This is a genomic window from Paracoccus sp. AK26 (genome assembly GCF_011801365.1).
Classification (GTDB): Bacteria; Pseudomonadota; Alphaproteobacteria; order Rhodobacterales; family Rhodobacteraceae; genus Paracoccus; species Paracoccus aerius.
In genome coordinates this window covers 1,858,653-1,879,748 of record NZ_CP041041.1, presented here as the reverse complement: position 1 = coordinate 1,879,748, position 21,096 = coordinate 1,858,653, and the positions used below count along the sequence as shown (strand labels likewise).

Genomic DNA, 21,096 nt, shown 5'->3' with positions numbered 1-21,096 from the left:
CAGCTTCGAAGGAGAGAAGAATGAACTGGGATATCATCCAAGGCAAATGGAAGCAGGCCAAGGGCACCCTGAAAGAAAAGTGGGGCGACCTGACCGACGACGACCTCGACCGCCTGGACGGCAACAAAGACCAACTGGCCGGCAAGCTGCAAGAGAAATACGGCTGGTCCAAGGACGAGGCGAACCGCCAGATCGACGATCACTTCCGTGACCGCACGTTCTGATCGCGGCCGCGTCTGATGCCGAAGGGTGCCTTGCGGGGCACCCTTTTTCTTTGCCCGGCGGCAGGCTACGAAGGCCGGAAATCCGCAGCGGGGGTGCCGCCATGATGTATGCCTATGTCATCCGCGATGGTCGCATCGCCCGCCAAGATCAGGCCGCCTCGCTGGCCGACGCGATCTGGATCGACCTGATCGCCCCCGACAAGGCCGAGACCGCACTGCTGCGCGACCTGGGCGTCGACGTTCCCACCCTGGCCGACATGGAAGAGATCGAGATCTCGAACCGGCTTTATCGCGAAACGGGTGTGGACTACATGACCGCCGTGCTGCCGGGTGAAAGGGGCGACGGCAACCGGGTCACGATGCCTGTCAGCTTCATCCTGTCCCCGCAGCGCCTGGTGACGGTGCGCCACCATTCGCCGCGCCCCTTCCTGACATTCCCCGAACGCGGCGAACGCTCGACCCTGGGCTGCGGGACGCCACACCGCCTGTTCATCGGCCTGATCGAGGAGATCATCGCCCGCCTCGCCGACATCCTTGAAGGATCGGGGCGGCTTCTGGACAACACCACGATCACCGTCTTCGAGACGCCTTCGATCCGGGGGCAGGGCGATCGCCTGCAATCCGCCCTGCGCGAGGTGGGCCGCGAGGCCGAGGCGATGGCCCGGGTGCGCCTGTCGCTGCTCACGATCGAGCGGATGCTGGCCTTCTATATCGCGGCAGTCGACGAGCAGCGCGAATCCGGCCGGCTGCGCCCGGTGGTCAAGGGACAGTTGCGGGATGTTCAGGCGCTTGAAGTCCATGCGGATTTCCTGGGTTCACGCGTCAGCCTGGCCGTGGACACGACCCTTGGCCTGATCAACCTGGAACAGAACAACACCGTCCGGGTTCTGTCGGTCGTGGCGGCCTTGTTCCTGCCGCCCACCCTGATTGCCAGCATCTACGGGATGAACTTCGAATCCATGCCGGAACTGGACGAACCCTGGGGTTATCCCATGGCCATCGCGCTGATGGCGGCCACTGCGGGGGCCACGTGGCTGGTCCTGCGATGGAAGCGTTGGCTGTGATGGCCAATTGGCCCCGGCCTGTGCCAAGATGTCGCAATTCGGCTTGCCGCTGTGGCGCCATGCCCCTATTGGGGCACGACCTTACCGGGAGGATTTCATGCGCTCGTCCTTGTCCTATCTGCGGTGGCCGCTGATCACCACCGTCGCTGGCGTCGCCCTGGCGGGCTGGCTGGGTTACCGCTTTACCGGATCGACCACCGGCCTCTTGTCCTTCCTGATGATCGCCATCGTGCTGGCGGTCCTGGAAATCTCGTTGTCCTTCGACAATGCGATCGTCAACGCGAACAAGCTGAAGGAGATGACGCCGGTCTGGCAGCGCCGCTTCCTGACCTGGGGGATCCTGATCGCCGTCTTCGGGATGCGGATCGTCTTTCCGCTTCTGATCGTCGTCATTGCCGCAAAGATCGGGCCCCTGGCCGCGATCCAGCTGGCCGCGACCGACCCCGAGGAATATTCCCGCCTGATCCACGAGGCGCATCTGCCCATCGCCGCGTTCGGCGGATCCTTCCTGATGCTTGTGGCGCTGACCTTCTTCTTCGACCAGTCCAAGGAAGTGGACTGGATCGCCAAGATCGAGCGTGCGCTGCGGGCCGCGGGTTCGGTCCGGGGAATGGAAGTGGGCTTCGTCCTGGCCATCATCCTGCTGTTCGTCTGGCTGCTGCCGGAAAACCGGGACGAGCAGGTGTTCATGTACAGTGCCATGTGGGGCATCGTGACCTTCCTGGCCGTCGACGCGCTTGGCCACATCCTCGACCGCTGGGGCAAGGCGCAGGAAGCATCGCACACGGCGGCGCAGGCTGGCCTGGGTGGGTTCCTGTATCTCGAGGTGCTGGATGCCTCGTTCAGCTTTGACGGCGTGATCGGAGCCTTCGCCCTGACGCAGAACCTGTTCCTGATCGCCATCGGCCTGGGCATCGGCGCGATGTATGTGCGGTCCATGACCGTCATGCTGGTCGAACGCGGCACCTTGGCCGAGTTCCGTTATCTGGAACATGGCGCCTTCTGGTCCATCCTGATCCTGTCGATCATCATGTTCGGCCAGACCATGTGGCACCTGCCCGAAGTGGTGACGGGGCTTCTGGGCGCGGTCTTCATCGCCACGGCCTTTGTCAACTCGGTCATGTGGAACCGGCGCCACAAGGATGTCGCGCAGGATTGATCCGCTCAGGCGGGGGCGCTTCCCCCCAGGGTAATCGCGCAACGAAGATAAGGGCAGTCCTGCGGGCTGCCTTTTCTACATCTGGTCGATCAGATCCAGCATGTCGGGCGGGATCTGCTGTTCCTGCAGGGTGAAGCTGCAGCTGTCGCGATCCTCGGTCACGGTGATGCGATAGGTCATGCGGTCGGCGCAGTCTCCGCAGGGCTGGCTGGCAAGGCGGGCCAGTTCCTCGGGCTCGAAAGCCTCGGCCAGATCCTGGCGCATCTGCTCGGGCTGGTGGGCCAGGTCGATGGTCTTGTGCAGCCGCCCGGCGGTGATGCCGCCAAAGCCGCCCTGCGCCGCGATTTCGATGATCATGGCATGATCCCCCTTGTCGGGGGGAATCTAGGCCTAGATCGCGATTCCGACAAGTTTCCAGGCGCGGCGCAGCATCACCGTCTCTATGCTGCCGCGGCCCGCCAGTTCGAATGCCGAATCCATCGTCTGGTCGGCCCAGTCGGAAAAGCTGGCCATGGGGTTGTTCAGCGTCTGCAGCGCACGGTACCAGATGCGGCCCGGCAGTTCCCAGGCCCGTCCGCCCAGATAGGCGCAGAACAGGTAGAAGGCGTGGTTGGGGATCCCCGAGTTGATATGAACGCCGCCATTGTCGTCGGTGGTGGTGACGAAATGATCCATGTGCCAGGGCTGGGGATCCTGGCCCAGCATGTTGTCGGAATAGGCCGTGCCCGGTGCCTTCATGCTGCGCAGGGCCGCGCCGTTGATCCCGGGGCCCAGGATGCCGCGGCCGACCAGCCAGTCGGCCTGATGGACCTCTTGCCCAAGGGCGCGTTGCAGCGACAGCGACCCGAAGACATCGGCGATGCTTTCGTTCAGCGCGCCCGACTGGTTTTCATAGATCAGCCCGCCGGAATGCTGGATCACGCCGTGGGCCATCTCGTGCCCGATGACCGACAGTTCAAGGAAGGTCCGGAAGACCTTGCCGTCGCCGGTGCCATAGGCCATCTGGGTGCCGTTCCAGAAGGCGTTGTTGTAATCGCGCCGGTGATGGACCGTGGCGACCAGCGGCATTCCTTCCCCGTCCAGCGAATTGCGGCCATATTCCTCGGCGAACAGTGAAAAGACCTGACCCGCCGCGTCATAGGCCGTGTCGGCATCGGCAATGCCGGTGGGACCGTCGCCTTCCGATCGGACCAGCTTGCCGGGCAGGGCGGCGCGGAACTGGCCGTCATGGATGCGGCGGTCGGGGCAGCACAGGCCCTCGGCCGGAGAGACGGCGGTTGAGGCGAAAGCACCGGACAGCGGCTTGTCCGGCGGCAGACCCGCGCGCGTCAATTCGGCGCGGTCGTCGCGCAGTTTCTCGGTCTGCTTCAGCAGGCTCCGCGCCATCTCGGCGGTTCTTGGATCGCCGCGCAGGGCCAGCACCCGCAGCATGTAGGGCGGAACGATGCAATGGATCGAATGGCGATGCGAACCGTTCAGCGAAAAGCACATGAGGCGAATCCCTTTCTGGAAACTCGCCTCATGATACCATGGCGTCACCTAGAACAAAAATAGAACATCAGTCGATGCGCCGACCCTCGCCGGCAGTGAAAAGGTGCAGCGACCCCGGGCGGTAGTCCAGGCGCAGGCTGTCCGACAGTTCCGCGTTCGAGGACAGCGTGACCGTCAGCCGCTCACCCCCCGTCTGGCCGTGGACCAGCCGTTGCGCGCCCAGTTCCTCGACCGCAAGGACATTCATCAGGATCGGACCGGTGGCGGAGACGGTCAGATCCTCGGGGCGGATGCCGATGGTGCCTGCATGGGCGACGCCCGGCAGATGGGGCAAGGCGGTGCTGCTGATGAGATTCATCGCCGGGCTGCCGATGAAGCTGGCCACGAAGGTCGAGGCAGGCCTGCGATAAACCTCCAGCGGGGTGCCGATCTGTTCGATCCGTCCCGCGTTCAGCACAACCAGCCGGTCTGCTAGCGTCATGGCTTCCAACTGGTCATGCGTCACATAGATCGAGGTGGTGCGCAGCCGGCGCTGCAATTCCTTGATCTCAAGCCGCATGGTGACGCGCAGCTTGGCGTCCAGGTTCGACAGCGGCTCATCGAACAGGAAGGCCGCCGGTTCGCGCACGATGGCGCGGCCCATGGCGACGCGCTGACGCTGGCCGCCGGACAGGGCGCGGGGCTTGCGGTCCAGGAAGGGGCCGATCTGCAGGATCTCGGCGGCCTCGGCCACGCGGCGCTCGATCTCGGGTTTGGGGGTGCCGCGGTTCTTCAGCCCATAGGCCAGGTTCTGGCGCACGGACATATGCGGGTAAAGCGCATAGTTCTGGAACACCATGGCGATGTCGCGGTCGGCGGGTTCGATGTCGTTGACCACGCGGTCACCGATGCAGACCGTGCCTTCGCTGATCGATTCCAGCCCGGCGACCATGCGCAGCAGCGTGGACTTGCCGCAGCCGGACGGGCCGACCAGCACGATGAATTCCCCGTCCGCGATGTCGATGTTCACGTCGCCCACGGCGCGGGTGCCGCCGGCATAGATCTTGCCGACCTTGTCGAGGGTTATTGATGCCATTTTTCTTACTTCTCCGTCTCGACAAGACCTTTGACGAACAGGCGCTGCATCCCGATCACAACGGCAACGGGGGGCAGCATCGCCAGCATGGCGGTCGCCATCACCAGATGCCATTGCGGCAGCCCGTCCACGGCGTCGGCCATGCGCTTGATGCCCGCGACGATGGTGTAATAATCGCTGCTGGTCGTGATGAGCAGCGGCCACAGATACTGGTTCCAGCCATAGATGAACAGGATCACGAACAGCGCCGCGATATTGGTCCGCGACAAGGGCAGCAGGATGTCGCGGAAGAACTTCATGGGGCCCGCACCGTCGATCCGCGCGGCCTCGGTCAATTCGTCCGGGATGGTCAGGAAGACCTGCCGGAACAGGAAGGTCGCGGTGGCGGACGCGATCAGCGGGATCGACAGGCCCGCATAGCTGTTCAGCATCCCCAGGTCGGCCACCACCTGGAAGGTCGGCACGATCCGCACCTCGACCGGCAGCATCATGGTGATGAAGATGCACCAGAAGGCCATGTTGCGCAGCGGAAAGCGGAAATAGACGATGGCGAAGGCCGAGGTGATCGAGATCGCGATCTTTCCGCAGGCGATCAGCAGCGCCATGATCAGGCTGTTCAGCATCATCGTGCCCACGGGGGGCGTGCCGCTGGTGGAAACGCCCGCGCCCAGCATCTGGCTGTAATTCTCGATCAGGTGCGGGCCGGGCCACAGCGGGATCGTGCCAGACATGAAGTCGGTCGCGGTATGGGTCGAGGCGACAAAGGCCACCCAGACGGGCAGGGCGACGATAGCCACCCCCAGCATCAGGGTCAGGTGCGCCAGAAGGTTCAGGCCGGGACGGTTCTCGATCATCAGTAGGCCACCTTCTTTTCGACATAGCGGAACTGGACCACCGTCAGCGCGATCACGGTCAGCATCAGGATCACCGACTGGGCGGCGGACGATCCCATGTTCTGCCCCACGAAGCCGTCGAAATAGACCTTGTAGACCAAAATGTTGGTGGCCTGCGCCGGGCCCCCCTCGGTCGTGGCGTCGATGACGCCGAAGGTGTCGAACATGGCGTAGACGATGTTGACGACCAGCAGGAAGAAGGTCGTGGGCGACAGAAGCGGCACGGTGATGTCGAAGAAGCGCCTGACCGGGCCGGCGCCGTCGATGGCGGCAGCCTCTCGCAGGCTGGCGGGCACGGATTGCAGCCCAGCCACGAAGAACAGGAAGTTGTAGCTGATCTGCTTCCAGGCGGATGCGATCACCACCAGCGTCATCGCGTCGGTCTTGGAGCTGATGTGGTTCCAGTCATAGCCGATGGCGTCCAGGAAATAGGGCATCACGCCGATGGTCGGGTTGAAGATGAACCACCACAGGATTCCCGCAACCGCCGGGGCCACGGCATAGGGCCAGACCAGCAGCGTGGTATAGACGCTGGTCGACCGGATCATCCGGTCCACGGCCACCGCCAGCAGCAGGGCGAAGCCCATCGACAGCACCGTGACCAACACCGCGAAGACCGCCGTGACCTGAAGCGAGTTGAGGTATTCCGGGCTGTTCCACAGCGCCTGGAAGTTCGACAGGCCCACGAAGGTGGTGTTGATGCCGAAGGCGTCCTGGCGCAGGAAGCTTTGCCTTACCGCCTGGGCCGCAGGCCACAAGAAGAAGATGAAGGTGATCGCCAACTGGGGTGCCAGCAGCAACCAGGGCAGCAACTGGTTTCGAAATAAGGTGCGCTTCATCCAGCCCTGCCTTCAGAAATGGAAATGGGGCCGCGCGGGTGGCGCGGCCCCAAAATGATGCTTACTGGTTCTGCGCCTCGAATTCGGCGATCAGCGCGTTGCCGCGTTCGACCACGGAATCCAGCGCGCCTTGGGCGTCCTTGGAGCCGGACAGCAACTGCTCGAACTCCTCGTCGATGATGCCGCGGATCTGGACATAGTTGCCAAAGCGCAGGCCCTTCGAGTTCTCGGTCGGCTCGTTCAGCGTGATCTGCTTGATACCAGTGTCCGCGCCGGGGTTTTCCGAATAGAAGGTGGCCATCTGGTCCATCGCCGCCTGGGTGATCGGCAGATAGCCCGAGAAGGAGGCCCAGTCCGCCTGAACCTCGGGCGAGGACAGGTATTCGAAGAACTTCGCGACGCCTGCATATTCCTCGTCCGGCTTGCCCGACAGCACCCAGAGCGAGGCGCCCCCGATGATCGAGTTCTGCGGCGCGCCCTCGACGTCGTCGTAATAGGGCAGCATCCCATATCCGACTTCAAAGTCCTTGGCGTTCGCGATCACGCCTGCGCGGCTGGCCGAGCTTGCCATGAACATGGCGCAGTCCTGGGAATAGAACATCGGCGCCGCGTTGTCGCCGCCCACCGGGCCGCCATACTTGAAGATGCCTTCGTCGGACAGGCGCTTCAGGTTTTCCCAATGCTTGACCTGGACCGGCCCGTTCAGCGTCAGGCGCGCGCTTGTGCCGCCAAAGCCGTTCTGTTCGGTGCCGATCGGCTGGTTGTGCCAGGCCGACAGGTTCTCGGTCTGGATCCAGCTGATCCACTGGGTCGTGAAACCGCAATTGGCCGCGCCGGATTCCTTGATCTTGGTGCTGAACTCTTCCAGTTCGGCCCAGGTCTTCGGCGGGGAGTTCGGGTCCAGGCCGGCCTTTTCGAACACGGTCTTGTTGTAATAGACGATCGGGGTCGAGCTGTTGAAGGGCAGCGACAGCATGTTGCCGTTGGTGTCCGTGTAATAGCCCACAACGGACGGCAGATAGGCTTGCGGATTGAAATCGGCGCCCTGTTCCTCCATCAGCTGGTGGACCGGGACGATGGCGCCCTCGGCGGCCATCATGGTGCCGGTTCCGACCTCGAAGACCTGCACGATGGCGGGCTGCTGCTGCGCACGGAAGGCGGCAATCGCGGCGGTCATGGTTTCGGGATAGGTGCCCTTGTAGGACGGCACGACCGTGTATTCGTCCTGGCTGTCGTTGAAGCCCTTGGTGATTTCTTCCAGCTTCGCGCCCAGCTCGCCGCCCATGGCGTGCCACCACTGGATTTCGGTCTGCGCATTGGCCGCGGACAGCGACGCGATCAGCGCCACGGTGGACGCTGCGAAAAGTTTGTTCATGATTTCCTCCCCTTATGGAGTTGCTGTTCGCGCCGGGCCTAACGGACCAAGGTGACGCGAACGCAACATCCGCATGACAGGAAGGTGACACCCTTTGACCACATGGTCAATCTTTCCAAGCCACCACCGGGAAAGAGAGATTTCATGCCGTTGCGTCAGGGTGCCGCTTCAAGCCCCGCGCAGGCGGGCCATCAGCGGGGCCACCGTCGCCTGCAAAAGCGGGTTGATGATGTAATGGGCGATCGGGATCAGGATCATGCCCAGGACCAGCCCGAAGATGCCGTCGAAGAACGCCGTCACCAGCCAGGCGATCAGCCCCGGAGCCTGCGGAACGGCATGGGCCGCAGCCTCGGCCTGGTGGTGGATCCAGTCATAGGGACCGGCCCAGCCCATTTCGGCAAAGCCATGCAGCACGATCTGGCCGCCGACCCAGATCATCGCCGCCGTGCCCACGACCGTGAGGGTCTTCATGAAGCCCGGCATCACCTTGACGATGCCGCGCCCCAAGGCCGAGGAGAAACCGTTCTTCCGCGTCGCCAGATGCACGCCCAGGTCGTCGGCCTTCACGATCAGCGCGACAAAGCCGTAAACCGCGACGGTGATCCCAACCGCCACGACGGCCAGGATCAGCGCCCGCATCCACAGCGTGTCCGTCGCAGGGATCGTGGACAGCGCGATGGTCATGATCTCGGCCGACAGGATGAAGTCGGTCTTGATGGCGCCTGCCACGCGCGCTTCCTCCAACGCGGCGCCATCGCCTTCGGCGTGGGTATGCTTTTCGCTGTCATGGGTATCGCCATAGCCCAAGGCATGGGCGACCTTTTCGGCGCCTTCATAACACAGGTAAGCCCCGCCCAGCATCAGCAGCGGCGCGATCGCCCAGGGCGCGAACTGCGACAACAGCAGCGCCACGGGCAGCAGGATCACCAGCTTGTTGAACAGCGATCCCCGCGCGATCTTCCAGACGATGGGGATTTCGCGGCTGGCATCGAAGCCGTGGACGTATTTTGGGGTCACCGCCGCGTCGTCGATGACCGCGCCCGCGGCCTTGGCCCCGGCCTTGACGGCCTGTCCGGTCACATCGTCGATGGACGCTGCCGCGACCTTGGAAATGGATGCCACATCGTCCAGAAGTGCCAGAAGTCCGCTCATCCATCCCTCGTCGGCTGTATCGTGCGCGGCCCGTCAGGCAGGCCGCGCCCAGTCAAACACCTGTCAGGCCAGTTGGTTCAATCCATGCTGACGTTGGCGTCGCGGACCACGGGCTCCCACTTGGCCATTTCGGCTGTCACATGTTCGCCCAGTTCGGCGGGGGTCGATGCGACGACGGTGGCCGAAAACTCTCCCATCCGCTCGACGACGGCCGGATCGGCCATGGTGGCCTGGGCGGCGGCGGCAAGCGCCTCGATCACTTCGGGCGGCGTTCCGGCCGGGGCGAATAGGGCGTTCCAACTGTAGGTTTCATACCCCGGCAGGGTTTCCGCGATCGCGGGCACGTCGGGGAAGCTGGGCGCGCGTTCCGCCGTGGTCACGCCCAGGGCGCGCAGCTTGCCGCTGGAGATATGGCCCGAGGCCGAGGGCAGGTTGTCGAAGATGATCGGCACCTGGTTGCCCAGCACGTCGGTCAGCGCGGGACCGGATCCCTTGTAGGGAATGTGGTCGATCTCGACGTCCGCCATCGCCTTGAACAATTCGCCCGACAGGTGCAGCGGCGTGCCGTTGCCGGACGAGGCATAGGCCAGCGGTTCGGCCTTGGCCAGGTCGATCAGTTCCTGCACGGTTTGGGCGGGCACGTCGGGATGGACCGCCAGCACGTTCGGCACCAGCACCAAGAGCGACACCGGCGCGAAATCCGCCACCGGGTCATAAGGCTTCTGCTTCAGGATCAGCGGGTTCAGCGCATGGGTCGCCACCGTGCCCATCAGGATCGTGTAGCCGTCGGGCTCGGCATTGGCGACCTGTTGCGCACCAAGGCTGCCGCCCGCGCCGCCGACGTTCTGCACGACGATCTGCTGGCCCAGTTCCTGGCTCATCCGGTCGGCGACGATGCGGCCCACGACATCGGTTGAACCGCCTGCGGCGAAGGGGATGACCAGGGTGATCTGGCGTTCGGGAAACTCGGCGGCCGCAGCCCCGGCAAGGCCAAGGGCCAGGGCCGATCCCAGCAGGATCCTGCGGGTGATGGATGTCATGGTGATCTCCGTTCGTTGGGGTTTCAGGCGTCGCTTTCGGTGAAGACCTCGTCGCGGCGCTTGCGGATCTGGGGCAGGAAGACCAGCACCAGGATGGCCAGCGACAGCAGCAGCAGCGTGGCGCTGATCGGACGGGTGACAAAGGTGGTGGGATCGCCGCGCGACAGGATCATGGCCCGGCGCAGGTTCTCCTCGAGCAGGGGGCCAAGGACGAAGCCCAGCAGCAAGGGTGCGGGTTCGCAGCGCAGCTTGGACAGGACATAGCCGAGCAGGCCGAAGAAGGCGACCGCGAAAAGGTCGTAGGGGTTCGAGTTGACCGAATAGACCCCGATCGAACACATCGCCATGATGATCGGGAACAGCACGTAGTAGGGCACGGTCAGCAGCTTCACCCAAAGCCCGATCAAGGGCAGGTTCAGCACCACCAGCATCAGGTTGCCGATCCACATGGACGCGATGATGCCCCAGAACAACTGCGGCTGCTCGCTGACCACGTTCGGCCCCGGCACGATCCCCTGGATGATCATCGCCCCGATCATCAGCGCCATCACCGGGTTCGCGGGAATGCCCAGCGTCAGCAGCGGGATGAAGCTGGTCTGCGCGCCCGCGTTGTTGGCGCTTTCCGGCCCGGCGACACCCGCAAGCGCCCCCTTGCCGAATTCTTCGGGGTTCTTCGAAACCTTCTTCTCGATCGTGTAGGACGCGAAGGATGCCAGGATCGCGCCACCGCCGGGCAGGATCCCCAGCACCGACCCGATGCCGGTGCCGCGCAGGACGGGCCCGATCATCTGGCGGAACTCGTCCCGGTTCGGGAACAGGCGGGTGATGTTCCTGGTCATCACCTGCCGGTCGTGTTCGTCTTCCAGGTTGCGCAGGATTTCCGCGATGCCGAAGACGCCCACGGCCACGGCCACGAAATTCAGCCCGTCGGCAAACTGGTTCATGCCCATCGTGAAGCGCGGCGCGCCCGTATAGACGTCGGTGCCGACCATGCCCAGCAACAGGCCCAGCACCACCATGGCAAGCGCCTTCAGAACCGACCCGTGGGCAAGCGCCACCGACATCACCAGGCCCATGACCATCAGGCTGAAGTATTCGGCCGCGCCGAACTTCAGCGCGATGGTGGTCAGGGGCGGCGCGAAGATCGCCACCAGGAAGGTCGCCACGCTGCCCGCGAAGAAGGACCCCAGGGCGGCGGTGGCAAGCGCCGTGCCCGCGCGGCCCTTGCGCGCCATCTGATAGCCGTCGATGGCGGTCACGGCGGAACTGCTTTCGCCCGGCATGTTGATCAGGATCGCCGTGGTGGACCCGCCGTACTGGGCGCCGTAATAGATCCCCGCCAGCATGATCAGCGACGACACGGGTTCAAGCTGGAAGGTGATGGGCAGCAGCATGGCGATGGTCGCCGTGGCGCCGATGCCGGGCAGCACGCCGATCAGCGTGCCCAGCAGCACCCCGATCAGGCAGAACATCAGGTTGGCCAGCGACGACGCGACGCCGAAGCCCATCGCAAGGTTGGAAATCAGATCCATCTGCGCGCCCTCAGATCGGCAGCCAGGGGCCGAAGCGCCGGAACGGCAGGCCCAGGCCATAGCTGAAGATCAGCGTGGACAGGATGGTGACGACGATCGCCAGGATCAGCGCGGGCAGCGGGCGCATCCGCATCGAGGCCTGCGACGCGATCAGCGTGGTGATGAACAGCGCGGGAACGAAGCCCAGGCCGCGCACGGTCAGGCCGAAGAAGATCGGCGCGGGCAGGATGAACAGGATGCCCCGCCAGGCGAAGCGGCCGATGGGTTCGTCGTCTGGCCGCCCGAAGGCCTTGAACAGGATCACCGCGCCCAGGATGAACAGAAGGCCGGACAGGACCATCGGGAAATATCCCGGTCCCATCCGCAACGACGTGCCCATGTCCAGGCCCAGCCCCTGCCAGGCGAAAAAGGCCGCGATGGCCATGAACAGCAGGCCCGCGGCGATATCCGTGCCGTCATTCGGTTTCGTGGACATGGCTCCCCCGCATGTCAGGTGGACCCGCCGCCAGGGCATGGCGGCGGGTGCTTGGTCAATCGGCGTAGACGCCCGCGGCCTCGATCACCGGCTTCCAGCGGGCAATCTCGGATTCCAGCTTGGCCTTCAGCGCCTCGGGCGTGGCGTCCTCGGCCGGCGAGGGCGAGGTGCCGAGGTCTGCCATGGCCTTTGCCACGCCTTCGTCGGCAAGCGCCTTCTGCAGGGATTCCGACAAGCGCTGGTTCACCTCGGCCGGGGTGCCCTTGGGCGTGTAGATGCCGTGCCAGATGCCGAACTGCATCGTCTCGAGGCCGCTTTCGGTGGCGGTCGGCAGGTCGGGGAACAGCTCCAGCCTTTCCGGCGTGGTCACGGCATAGGCCTTGATGGTGCCGCCCTTGATCTGCTGGGTGGTGTTGGTGGTCTGGTCGCACATGATGTCGACCTGCCCGCCCAGAAGGTCGGTCATCGCGGGGCCGGTGCCCTTGTAGGGGACGGTGACAAGCGGCGCTTCCAGGGCCTGCATCAGCAACATCCCGCACAGGTGGCTTGCCGCGCCGATGCCCGCATTGGCCAGCGTCAGGCTGTCGGCGTTGGCCTTGACGTATTCGATGAAGGCCGGAAAGTCGGCGGGTTCGAAATCCTGCCGGGCGGTGACCACCATCGGAACCTCGGTCACGAGGCCCACATATTCGAAGGCGTCCAGCGTTTCGTAGGGCAGGTTGCGATACAGCGTGTCGGATGTCGCCATGCCGATGTGATGCAGCAGCACCGTATAGCCATCGGCTTCAGCCTTGGCGACGTTGCCCGCGCCCAGCGTGCCGCCGGCGCCGCCGACGTTCTCGATCACGATCTGCTGGCCCAGGTCGGCCGACATCCGTTCGGCCACCAGGCGGGCCACGGTATCGGTGGGACCGCCGGCCGAAAACGGCACCACCATCGTGATCTGGCGTTCGGGATAGCCCTGCGCGAAAGCAGGCGCAGACAGGATGGTGGCGGCCGCAAGGCCCGCCATCAGCTTCGTCAGTTTCATGTGTCCTCCCAGACTGCTGTGCGGCGCTTCGGGGCGCCGTCGTGCTGGAACAGACTTTGCGCAGCTTGTCCGGGGGACACAACGGTTTTTTCAGCCGGTTTTCACGTCGCGTGCATTTCGACGCCGCGGCGTCACCCCCTGGACAGCGCAGCCACCGGGTCCATGCGCGAGGCATTGCGTGCCGGCAGGAAGCCGAAGGTGATTCCGATCAGGGTCGAACTGACCAGGGCCACGATCATCGCCCAGGGCGACTGGATCATCGTGAAGCTGGTCGACAGGCGGTCGAACAGCAGGTTGAAGCCAAGCGCCGCGGCAATCCCCAGCAGGCCGCCGATCATGCAGACCAGCACGGCCTCGATCAGGAATTGCTGCAGGATGTCGCTGCGACGCGCGCCCACGGCCATGCGCAACCCGATCTCGGAGACCCGTTCCGTGACCGACACCAGCATGATGTTCATGACCCCGATCCCGCCCACCACCAGCGAGATCACCGCGATGGCCGAGATCAGCAGCGTCAGCGCCCCGGTCGTGCTGGTGATGGTCTGGCGGATCTGGTCGGTGTTGACGATGAAGAAGTCCTTGGTCCCGTGCCGCTGGGTCAGGAACTGGGTCACGGCATCCTCGGCCGCGGCCATGTCGGCGTCATCCGCGATCCGCAGCGTCAGGCTGGACAGCGTCGTGGTCCCCAGATAGCGCGCCTGAACGGTAGTATAGGGTGCGTAAAGCCGCAGCGTCTGGCTGGCGCCGGGCCCGCGCGAGGCGATTTCGGCCACGCCGATCACCCGCAGCATGGCATTGCCCGCATAGATCACCTGGCCCACGCCGCTGTCCGCGCGGCCCCCGAACAGGCTGTCGCGGGTGTTGGTGTCGATCACCACCTCTTGCGCCATGCGGCTGACCGCGGATGCATCGAAGCTGCGCCCGGCAATGATCGTCGATCCGGTGACCGCGAAGTAATCGCCGCCGACGCCGCTGATCTGGGCATTGGCCTCGGCCGAGCCGAAGCGCACGGTGGCCGTGGTCGCGGTGCCCGGCGTCGCGGCCGCGACAAAGGGCAGGCGGCCAAGCGCCTCGGCGTCGGATGCGACCAGCGTCTTGATGCGGCCCGACCGCATGTCTCCGAAGTCGCGGCCCGGAAAGACCTCCAGCGTATTGGTGCCCAAGGACGAGATATTGTCCAGCACCTGCTGGCGCGAGCCTTCGCCAAGCGCCACCACCGACACGACGGATGCGATGCCGATGATGATGCCCAGCATGGTCAGGAAGCTGCGCAGCTTGTGCGCGCGCATCGAGACGACGGCCATCCGCAGCGCTTCCCAGAAGGCGCTGCCGGGCAGGGCGGGGGCGGGTTTCGCGGCGGGCGCGCAGGACGCCGGGGCAGGGGCCGGCTGGTTCCGGCGGTCGCCGACGATGCGGCCGTCGCTGATCTCGATGATGCGGCGGGCGCGGGCGGCGACCTTGGGGTCGTGGGTCACGACGATGATGGTGCGGCCGTCGGCGTTCAGCTCGTCCAGGATGGACAGCACCTCCTCGCCGCTGCGGCTGTCGAGCGCGCCGGTAGGCTCGTCCGCCAGGATCACGCTGGCGTCGTTCATCAGCGCGCGGGCGATGGAGACACGCTGCTGCTGGCCCCCCGACAGGGCCGAGGGCCGGTGCCCCAGCCGCGCGCCCATGCCCAGCCGGTCCAGCAGCCGCGCCGCCCGCGCCCGGCGATCCGATGCCGCCTCGCCGCGATAGACGGCCGGGATCTCGACATTGCCAAGGGCGGTCAGTTCCGGCAGCAGGTGGTATCGCTGGAAGATGAAGCCGAAGCGTTCGCGCCGCAGCGCGGCCAGTCGGGTGTTGTCGAAGCTGCCGATATCCTGGCCCGCAAAGCGGTAGGTGCCGGTGCTGGGGCGGTCCAGGCAGCCCAGGATGTTCATCAGCGTGGTCTTGCCCGAACCCGATGCGCCGATGATCGCCACATATTCGCCCGGCATGATCGCCAGGTCCACGTCGCGCAACACGGTCAGGCTGCCTTCGCCCTGGACATAGCTGCGCCCGATGCCCGCCAGTTGGATGATCGGCTGCCCGTCCACGGATCAGCCCCGCATTCCGCGCATCCCGCCCAAGGGGTTGCGGCCTGACGGCCCGCCCTGGCTTGTGCCGCTGCCTGTGACAATCTGCTCGCCTTCCTGCAGGCCGTCGGTGATCTCGGCCATGACCTTGTCGTTCAGCCCCACGCTGACCGCGCGTTCCTGAAGCGAACCGTCGCTGCCCTGCACCTGAAGCCGGTATTGCCCGTCCGCACCCGGCGCGCCAAGCGCGATGGACGGCACCGTCAGCACGTCCCGCGCCTGGCCCAGGACGATATGCACCTCGGCCGTCATGTAGGTGCGCAACCGGCCGTCGGGATTGGGAACGGAAAAGCGGCCGTTGTAATAGATCGCCTCGGACGCCGTGCTGCCCGATCCGGTGCCGCCGCCCAGGCTAGGGTCGTTCACGATGGATTCGGGGGCAGGGGCCACGGCTTCCAGCACCGCGTCATATCGGCGGTCGGGGGCGCCCAAGGTGGTGAACCAGACCTTCTGGCCGGGTTCGACCCGTCCGATATCGGCCTCGGAAATCTGGGCAAAGACCTCCATCTGGGTCAGGTCGCCCAGCACGACGATCGTGGGGGCGGATTGCGCGGCGTTGACGGTCTGGCCCTGCTGGGCGGTGATCGCCAGCACGGTGCCGTCGGCGGGCGCGGTGATGCGGGTATAGGCCAGGTTCGCCTCGGCCGTCTGGATCGCGACTTCGGCCTGGGCGATCTGGGCATCAAGCGCGTCGATCTGCGCCCGGGCCACCGCCACATTCGAGACGGCGGTGTCATATTCGTTCTGCAAGGTCAGGTTCGAGCTTTGCAGTTTTTCCAGCCGGTCCAGCGTCCGCAGCGCCAGATCCAGCGTCGCCTCGCGCTCGAGCCGCTGGGCGCGGGCGACGGCCAGATCCGATTCCGCGGATTTCAGCGCGTTCCGCTGGTTGACGGAATCAATCTCGGCAATCAGATCGCCCTGGCGGACGGTCTGGCCCAGTTCCACCGCAATGGTGGTGATCCGCCCCGATGCCTGCGCGCCGACCGCGACCAGGTTGCGGGGCTTGATCGTCCCTTGGGCCAGCACCGTCACCTCGATATCGCCGCGCGCGACGGGGGTGGTCAGCACCTGCAATCCGTCGCCGCCCTGGGATTGCCCGACGCCAAGTGCCGCGGCCCCCGCCGCAAGCGCGCCGCAGACCGCCAATGCCGCCACGCCGTGACGAAACCCGAAGCGCATCCAGTTGATCCCCGATCCAGCCGATCTTCCCCATCAGTAGATAGCGCCGGCAGGCCCGGATCCAATGGGGCCGGCCCGGCGTGGCGGACCAGATTTGTAAATCAACATTTCCAGCGGCGGCACGGAAACGTTCGGTTGCAAAAATGCGGGCAGGGGGGCGGCACGCCCCCTATATAGCGGGTGGCAGAAAGGCGATCAGGACCGACATGACCGGCAACCCGCATATCCTTGTCGTCGACGACGACGCCGAAATCCGCAGCCTTCTGGCCCGCTATCTGGGCGGGCAGGGGTTTCGCGTCACCACTGCGCAGGACCGGCGCGAATGCCTGGCACGGGTGGCCGACGCGCCGCCCGACCTTATCGTGCTGGACGTGATGCTGCCCGATGGCACCGGGTTGGAGATCTGCCGCGGCCTTCAAGACCAGCGGCCGCGCATCCCGGTGATCCTGCTGACGGCCTTGAAGGAAGATGTCGACCGTATCGTGGGGCTGGAGATCGGCGCCGACGATTACCTGGGCAAGCCCTTCAACCCGCGCGAATTGACCGCCCGCATCCGCGCCGTCCTGCGCCGCAGCGGCGGCGATGAACCCCCTCAGCCTGCCGGCAGCTATCTGTTCGCGGGCTTCCGGGTGCTTCCCGACCAACGCCGGGTTGTCGCGGGCGGGGCCGACATCGACCTGACCGGGGCCGAGTTCGACCTTCTGATGGCCTTCCTGGTGCGCCCCGGCCGGGTCCTGTCGCGCGATCTGCTGCTGGATCTGACGCAAGGCCGGGACCGCGACCCGCTCGATCGGTCCATCGACGTGCTGATGAGCAGGCTGCGCCGCAAGCTTGCCACCGATGCCGTGCCCGCCGTCTTCAAGACCGTGCGGAACGGCGGCTATCAGCTTGCCGTCCCCGTCGCGGTCGAGGCGCCGGGCCCATGACCTCGCTGCGCAACCGGATCGCGGGCTTCATGATCCTGGCCATCGTCGTGGTGATCGCCCTGGCGACGCTTGTCGCGGTGCAACTGGTCCAGCGACCGCTGCCCGAGGCCGCGGTGATCCCCGTGGCCCGACAGATCGCGTGGAACGTCCGCTTTGCCCAGACCGATCGCGCGGCGGCCGAGGCTGCGGGAATGCTGTTCGCCGACCGCCCTGCCGCCGGCGAGGTGCGCGACCGATCGACCCAGCGTTGGACCCGAACGCTTGCAAAGCAGGGCTTGCAGAACCGGTTCGTGGTGACCGAGGATCCGCAGGGGACGACGCGGCGCATCTCGGTCGACCTTGGGGACGGCTGGGTGATCCTGCCCTTGCCGGACCTGCGGCCGCCGCGCGGGGGGTGGCGCATCTTCGCGGCCTGGATGGCGCTGATCGTGACCGGGGCCACGGCCGTGTCGCTGGTGGCCGCCACGCGGATCACCGGGCCCTTGCGGATCCTGGAAGGCGCCGTGGACCGAATCGGCCGCGACGGCGTGCTGGTGCCGATCCCGGAAACCGGGCTGCCCGAAACCCAGGCCACGGCGCGGGCGCTGAACCACCTGTCGGCGCGGCTGAAATCGGCGATGGAAAGCCGGATGCGCCTTGTCGCGGCGGCGGGCCACGACCTGCGCACGCCCATGACCCGGATGCGCCTGCGCGCCGAATTCGTCGAGGACGACGCCGAGCGCGAGAAATGGCTGGCCGACCTGGCCGAATTGGACGCCATCGCCGACAGCGCGATCCGGCTGGTCCGCGACCAGGTGACCCAAGGAGAGGCGCAGGATCTGCGGCTTGACCGGCTTGTGGGCGAAATCGTCGCCGAGTTGCGCGCCCTGAATTACCTGGTCACGCTTGGACCGCTTGCGCCGCTGGTGGCCAGCGCCGATCCGTTGTCGCTGAAGCGCGCCATCCGCAACCTGGTCATCAATGCGGCGACCCACGGCAAGGCCGCGCGCGTCCGTCTGCGCCACGACGGGGAAGGGGCCGAACTGGTGATCGAGGATGACGGCCCCGGCATCCCCGAGGCGCTGATGGAACGCGCCTTCGAGCCGTTCTTCCGGGTGGACAAGGGCCGCCGCAAGGCGCTGCCGGGCGCAGGGCTGGGCATGGCGATTGCCCGGCAGATCCTGGACCAGCTTGGCGGCCGGATCGCGCTTGCGAACATCCAGCCGCGCGGGCTGCGCCAGACCGTGACGCTGCCCGCGCGGATCGTCTGACGCGCCTACTGCGCGCCGCGAATCGCCGGATAAGCCGCGCGGAAGGCGTGATAGGCGGCCTCGAAATCGTCGCGCAGGGTGGCATCGGGGGCGATTTCCTCGACCATGTCGGGGGCGGTCATGATCTGGGCCATGCTGCCCGCGCCTGCCGCGACCATGCCCAGCCGAGCCGCGCCCAGGGCTGCGCCGAATTCGCCATCGGCGGGCAGGGTCAGGGTCACGTCCAGCGTCGTGGCGATCACCCGCAGCCAGTAACGCGACCGCGCCCCGCCGCCGATCGCCATCATCCGGTCCAGCCGGGCGCCCGTTTCCTTCAGCGCCTGGTGGCTGTCGCGCAAGCCGAAGGCCACGCCCTCCAGCACGGCGCGGGTCATGTCGTCGCGCGTGGTGCCCGACCCCAGGCCGGTGAAGGCGCCCCGGATCACCGCGTCGTTGTGCGGCGTCCGTTCGCCCGACAGATAGGGCAGGAAGCGCACCGGCCCCGGCGCGCGCAGCGTCTCGCCCAGGGGGGCGGTCAGGTCGGCAGGGCGCGCGCCGGTGATCCCGGACAGCCAGTTCAGGCTGTCGGTCGCCGACAGCATCACGCCCATCTGGTACCAGGTGCCCGGCACCGCGTGGCAGAAGGTGTGCAGCGCCGTTTCCGGCGCGGGGTGATAGCCGTCGCGCGCCGCCAGAAGCACGCCCGATGTTCCCAGCGACACAAAGCCCTGGCCTTCGCGCATGGCGCCGATCCCGCAGGCGGCGGCGGCATTGTCGCCCGCGCCCCCGGCCACCACGACCGGCTGCGACAGCCCCCAGGCCTGCGCCAGGTCCGCGCGCAGTCTGCCTGCGGGGGCCGAGCCTTCGACCAGCCGGGGCATCTGGTCGCGCCGCATGTGGCCCGCAGCCAGCAGCGCGTCCGACCAGTCCCGCGCGCCCGTATCCAGCCAGGACGTGCCTGCCGCATCAGACATGTCGGTCACATGATCGCCCGTGAGATACAGGTTCAGATAGGCAGCGGGCAGCAGCACCCGTGCGATCCGGGCATGGTTCTGCGGTTCATGCGCTCGGACCCATTCCAGCTTGGGCGCGGTGAAGCCCGGAAAGACGATATTGCCCGACAGATCCCGCACCCCAGGCGTCGCGTCCAGCCTTGCGGCCTCGGCGTGGCTGCGGGTGTCGTTCCACAGGATGCAGGGCCGGATCACCCGATCGTCCGCGTCCAACAAGGTCGCGCCATGCATGTGGCCTGCAACGCCAATGCCGCGAAGGCCGGCAAATTCCGGGTGGCGGTCGCGCAGTTCCGCGATGGCCCCTTCAAGTGCGCCGATCCAATCGGCGGGATCCTGTTCCGACCAGCCGGAATGGGGATGGCTGACCGGATAATGCCGTTCCGTCGATCCGACGGGCCTGCCGCCTTCATCCACCAGCAGCGCCCGCAGCCCCGACGTGCCCAGATCGATTCCCAGATAGCTCATCTTCCCTCTCTCCCCTGCGGCCTTGCCGCCCTTGTCTTGCGAATGATCGTCGCCGTCAGACCCGTCCCGGCCTGTCCAGCAGTGCGGCCGCCATCCCGTCCAGGTCCGGCAGCACGATCGCCGCGCCAGCCTCGCTCAGGCGGCGGGCATGGTCGTCCTGCATCCCGACAAGATGGCTGCCGCCGGTGAAGCCCACCGCGCGCATCCCTGCGGCGCGGGCGCCAGTAATCCCGTGCGGGGAATCCTCCATCACCGCGCAGGCTTCGGGGGCGATGCCCAGGCTTTGGGCGGCCAGCAGGAACAGGTCGGGGGCGGGCTTGCCGCGCCGCACCTGATCGGCGCTGAAGATGCGGTCGCCGAACTGGCCCGCCAGACCCGCCACATCCAGCGTGATGCCCAGCCTGCGGACCGAACTGCCGGTGGCGATGGCCACCGTCACGCCGCGCGCGGCCAGATCGTCCAGCAGTGCCGGAATGCCGGGGATCACCCGCAATTCGGAAGGATAGCGCGCCAGCAGCCGTTCCTCGAAGATGCGGGCGAAGTCGGGCAGGTCGGGCCGGTCAAGCGCCTCGCTGAGGTGCCGGACAATGGCCTGGATCGACATGCCCAGGAATTTGCGGCGCAGTTCGTCCGGGGTGGCATGCAGCCCCTCGACCGCCATCATCTCGGCCAGCGTTTCCAGCGACATCGGCTCGCTGTCCACAAGGCAGCCGTCCATGTCGAAGATCACGGCGCGGATATCGGTCATGCGGCCCCCTGGTTGCGATAACGGCCTGATGCCTACACGGATCGGGCGCGGATGACAAACGGCGCCTGCT

20 protein-coding genes are annotated in these 21,096 nt (G+C 66.1%); 5 read left to right on the top strand and 15 right to left on the bottom strand.

Features of this window, described 5'->3' with window-relative positions; translation table 11 throughout:
* Window positions 1–20 precede the first annotated feature (20 nt).
* The 3 genes from FIU66_RS09315 (at window position 21) to FIU66_RS09305 (ending at window position 2,447) form a co-directional block, all read left to right on the top strand.
* Window positions 21–224: a CsbD family protein gene (locus FIU66_RS09315; protein WP_167622442.1), complete on the top strand. Its 204-nt coding sequence runs from the start codon at window positions 21–23 to the stop codon at window positions 222–224.
* Window positions 225–325: 101 nt separating this feature from the next.
* Complete coding sequence (locus tag FIU66_RS09310; RefSeq protein ID WP_167622441.1) at window positions 326–1,288, top strand: magnesium transporter CorA family protein; 963 nt, start codon at window positions 326–328, stop codon at window positions 1,286–1,288.
* Between the two features lie 97 nt (window positions 1,289–1,385).
* Window positions 1,386–2,447 (top strand): DUF475 domain-containing protein, encoded by a 1,062-nt coding sequence (locus FIU66_RS09305; protein WP_167622440.1) that lies wholly within the window; start codon window positions 1,386–1,388, stop codon window positions 2,445–2,447.
* A gap of 75 nt (window positions 2,448–2,522) precedes the next feature.
* Here the strand turns inward: FIU66_RS09305 and FIU66_RS09300 are convergent, their stop codons facing one another.
* The 13 genes from FIU66_RS09300 to FIU66_RS09240 form a co-directional block, all read right to left on the bottom strand.
* Window positions 2,523–2,804, bottom strand: a complete 282-nt coding sequence (locus FIU66_RS09300) for a protealysin inhibitor emfourin (RefSeq protein ID WP_167622439.1) — start codon at window positions 2,802–2,804, stop codon at window positions 2,523–2,525.
* Window positions 2,805–2,837: 33 nt separating this feature from the next.
* Window positions 2,838–3,938 carry a M4 family metallopeptidase gene (locus FIU66_RS09295; RefSeq protein ID WP_201281058.1) on the bottom strand — a complete coding sequence of 367 codons (1,101 nt, stop codon included), beginning with the start codon at window positions 3,936–3,938 and terminating at the stop codon, window positions 2,838–2,840.
* A 67-nt stretch (window positions 3,939–4,005) separates the two neighbouring features.
* Window positions 4,006–5,013: a sn-glycerol-3-phosphate import ATP-binding protein UgpC gene (locus tag FIU66_RS09290; RefSeq protein WP_167622438.1), complete on the bottom strand. Its 1,008-nt coding sequence runs from the start codon at window positions 5,011–5,013 to the stop codon at window positions 4,006–4,008.
* A gap of 5 nt (window positions 5,014–5,018) precedes the next feature.
* Complete coding sequence (ugpE, locus tag FIU66_RS09285) at window positions 5,019–5,867, bottom strand: sn-glycerol-3-phosphate ABC transporter permease UgpE (RefSeq protein ID WP_167622437.1); 849 nt, start codon at window positions 5,865–5,867, stop codon at window positions 5,019–5,021.
* Window positions 5,867–6,745, bottom strand: coding sequence for a sn-glycerol-3-phosphate ABC transporter permease UgpA (gene ugpA, locus FIU66_RS09280; protein WP_167622436.1), 879 nt, complete (start codon window positions 6,743–6,745; stop codon window positions 5,867–5,869). Before ugpA ends, ugpE begins: the two co-directional genes overlap by 1 nt.
* 61 nt (window positions 6,746–6,806) lie before the next feature.
* Window positions 6,807–8,120: a sn-glycerol-3-phosphate ABC transporter substrate-binding protein UgpB gene (ugpB, locus tag FIU66_RS09275; RefSeq protein ID WP_167622435.1), complete on the bottom strand. Its 1,314-nt coding sequence runs from the start codon at window positions 8,118–8,120 to the stop codon at window positions 6,807–6,809.
* A 168-nt stretch (window positions 8,121–8,288) separates the two neighbouring features.
* A complete protein-coding gene (locus FIU66_RS09270) occupies window positions 8,289–9,272 on the bottom strand; it encodes a DUF808 domain-containing protein (RefSeq protein ID WP_167622434.1) in 984 nt (327 codons plus the stop codon).
* Window positions 9,273–9,349: 77 nt separating this feature from the next.
* Window positions 9,350–10,312, bottom strand: a complete 963-nt coding sequence (locus tag FIU66_RS09265; protein WP_191309440.1) for a tripartite tricarboxylate transporter substrate binding protein — start codon at window positions 10,310–10,312, stop codon at window positions 9,350–9,352.
* A 23-nt stretch (window positions 10,313–10,335) separates the two neighbouring features.
* Window positions 10,336–11,844, bottom strand: a complete 1,509-nt coding sequence (locus FIU66_RS09260; protein ID WP_167622433.1) for a tripartite tricarboxylate transporter permease — start codon at window positions 11,842–11,844, stop codon at window positions 10,336–10,338.
* A 10-nt stretch (window positions 11,845–11,854) separates the two neighbouring features.
* A complete protein-coding gene (locus FIU66_RS09255; protein ID WP_167622432.1) occupies window positions 11,855–12,319 on the bottom strand; it encodes a tripartite tricarboxylate transporter TctB family protein in 465 nt (154 codons plus the stop codon).
* 55 nt (window positions 12,320–12,374) lie between these two features.
* Complete coding sequence (locus FIU66_RS09250; RefSeq protein WP_167622431.1) at window positions 12,375–13,349, bottom strand: tripartite tricarboxylate transporter substrate-binding protein; 975 nt, start codon at window positions 13,347–13,349, stop codon at window positions 12,375–12,377.
* A 131-nt stretch (window positions 13,350–13,480) separates the two neighbouring features.
* Window positions 13,481–15,427, bottom strand: a complete 1,947-nt coding sequence (locus FIU66_RS09245; protein WP_240544653.1) for a MacB family efflux pump subunit — start codon at window positions 15,425–15,427, stop codon at window positions 13,481–13,483.
* 3 nt (window positions 15,428–15,430) lie between these two features.
* Window positions 15,431–16,645, bottom strand: coding sequence for an efflux RND transporter periplasmic adaptor subunit (locus tag FIU66_RS09240; protein WP_167622430.1), 1,215 nt, complete (start codon window positions 16,643–16,645; stop codon window positions 15,431–15,433).
* A 206-nt stretch (window positions 16,646–16,851) separates the two neighbouring features.
* Here FIU66_RS09240 and FIU66_RS09235 point away from each other — a divergent pair, with 206 nt between their 5' ends.
* Window positions 16,852–17,571, top strand: a complete 720-nt coding sequence (locus FIU66_RS09235) for a response regulator transcription factor (protein ID WP_167622429.1) — start codon at window positions 16,852–16,854, stop codon at window positions 17,569–17,571.
* A complete protein-coding gene (locus tag FIU66_RS09230; protein WP_167622428.1) occupies window positions 17,568–18,821 on the top strand; it encodes an ATP-binding protein in 1,254 nt (417 codons plus the stop codon). Before FIU66_RS09235 ends, FIU66_RS09230 begins: the two co-directional genes overlap by 4 nt.
* Window positions 18,822–18,826: 5 nt before the next feature.
* On the opposite strand, the gene xylB is transcribed toward FIU66_RS09230, so the two are convergent.
* Entirely contained in the window at window positions 18,827–20,278 is a 1,452-nt protein-coding gene (xylB, locus tag FIU66_RS09225; RefSeq protein WP_167622427.1) for a xylulokinase, read from the bottom strand.
* 55 nt (window positions 20,279–20,333) lie between these two features.
* Window positions 20,334–21,026, bottom strand: a complete 693-nt coding sequence (locus FIU66_RS09220) for an HAD family phosphatase (protein ID WP_167622426.1) — start codon at window positions 21,024–21,026, stop codon at window positions 20,334–20,336.
* Between the last annotated feature and the right edge of the window lie 70 nt (window positions 21,027–21,096).

Excerpts from the sequence above, each read along its gene's own strand:
- FIU66_RS09315 (WP_167622442.1), top strand. The coding sequence starts at position 21 with ATGAACTGGGATATCATCCAAGGCAAATGGAAGCAGGCCAAGGGCACC.
- FIU66_RS09310 (WP_167622441.1), top strand. The coding sequence starts at position 326 with ATGATGTATGCCTATGTCATCCGCGATGGTCGCATCGCCCGCCAAGAT.
- FIU66_RS09305 (WP_167622440.1), top strand. The coding sequence starts at position 1,386 with ATGCGCTCGTCCTTGTCCTATCTGCGGTGGCCGCTGATCACCACCGTC.
- FIU66_RS09300 (WP_167622439.1), bottom strand. The coding sequence starts at position 2,804 with ATGATCATCGAAATCGCGGCGCAGGGCGGCTTTGGCGGCATCACCGCC.
- FIU66_RS09295 (WP_201281058.1), bottom strand. The coding sequence starts at position 3,938 with ATGTGCTTTTCGCTGAACGGTTCGCATCGCCATTCGATCCATTGCATC.
- FIU66_RS09290 (WP_167622438.1), bottom strand. The coding sequence starts at position 5,013 with ATGGCATCAATAACCCTCGACAAGGTCGGCAAGATCTATGCCGGCGGC.
- ugpE (WP_167622437.1), bottom strand. The coding sequence starts at position 5,867 with ATGATCGAGAACCGTCCCGGCCTGAACCTTCTGGCGCACCTGACCCTG.
- ugpA (WP_167622436.1), bottom strand. The coding sequence starts at position 6,745 with ATGAAGCGCACCTTATTTCGAAACCAGTTGCTGCCCTGGTTGCTGCTG.
- ugpB (WP_167622435.1), bottom strand. The coding sequence starts at position 8,120 with ATGAACAAACTTTTCGCAGCGTCCACCGTGGCGCTGATCGCGTCGCTG.
- FIU66_RS09270 (WP_167622434.1), bottom strand. The coding sequence starts at position 9,272 with ATGAGCGGACTTCTGGCACTTCTGGACGATGTGGCATCCATTTCCAAG.
- FIU66_RS09265 (WP_191309440.1), bottom strand. The coding sequence starts at position 10,312 with ATGACATCCATCACCCGCAGGATCCTGCTGGGATCGGCCCTGGCCCTT.
- FIU66_RS09260 (WP_167622433.1), bottom strand. The coding sequence starts at position 11,844 with ATGGATCTGATTTCCAACCTTGCGATGGGCTTCGGCGTCGCGTCGTCG.
- FIU66_RS09255 (WP_167622432.1), bottom strand. The coding sequence starts at position 12,319 with ATGTCCACGAAACCGAATGACGGCACGGATATCGCCGCGGGCCTGCTG.
- FIU66_RS09250 (WP_167622431.1), bottom strand. The coding sequence starts at position 13,349 with ATGAAACTGACGAAGCTGATGGCGGGCCTTGCGGCCGCCACCATCCTG.
- FIU66_RS09240 (WP_167622430.1), bottom strand. The coding sequence starts at position 16,645 with ATGCGCTTCGGGTTTCGTCACGGCGTGGCGGCATTGGCGGTCTGCGGC.
- FIU66_RS09235 (WP_167622429.1), top strand. The coding sequence starts at position 16,852 with ATGACCGGCAACCCGCATATCCTTGTCGTCGACGACGACGCCGAAATC.
- FIU66_RS09230 (WP_167622428.1), top strand. The coding sequence starts at position 17,568 with ATGACCTCGCTGCGCAACCGGATCGCGGGCTTCATGATCCTGGCCATC.
- xylB (WP_167622427.1), bottom strand. The coding sequence starts at position 20,278 with ATGAGCTATCTGGGAATCGATCTGGGCACGTCGGGGCTGCGGGCGCTG.
- FIU66_RS09220 (WP_167622426.1), bottom strand. The coding sequence starts at position 21,026 with ATGACCGATATCCGCGCCGTGATCTTCGACATGGACGGCTGCCTTGTG.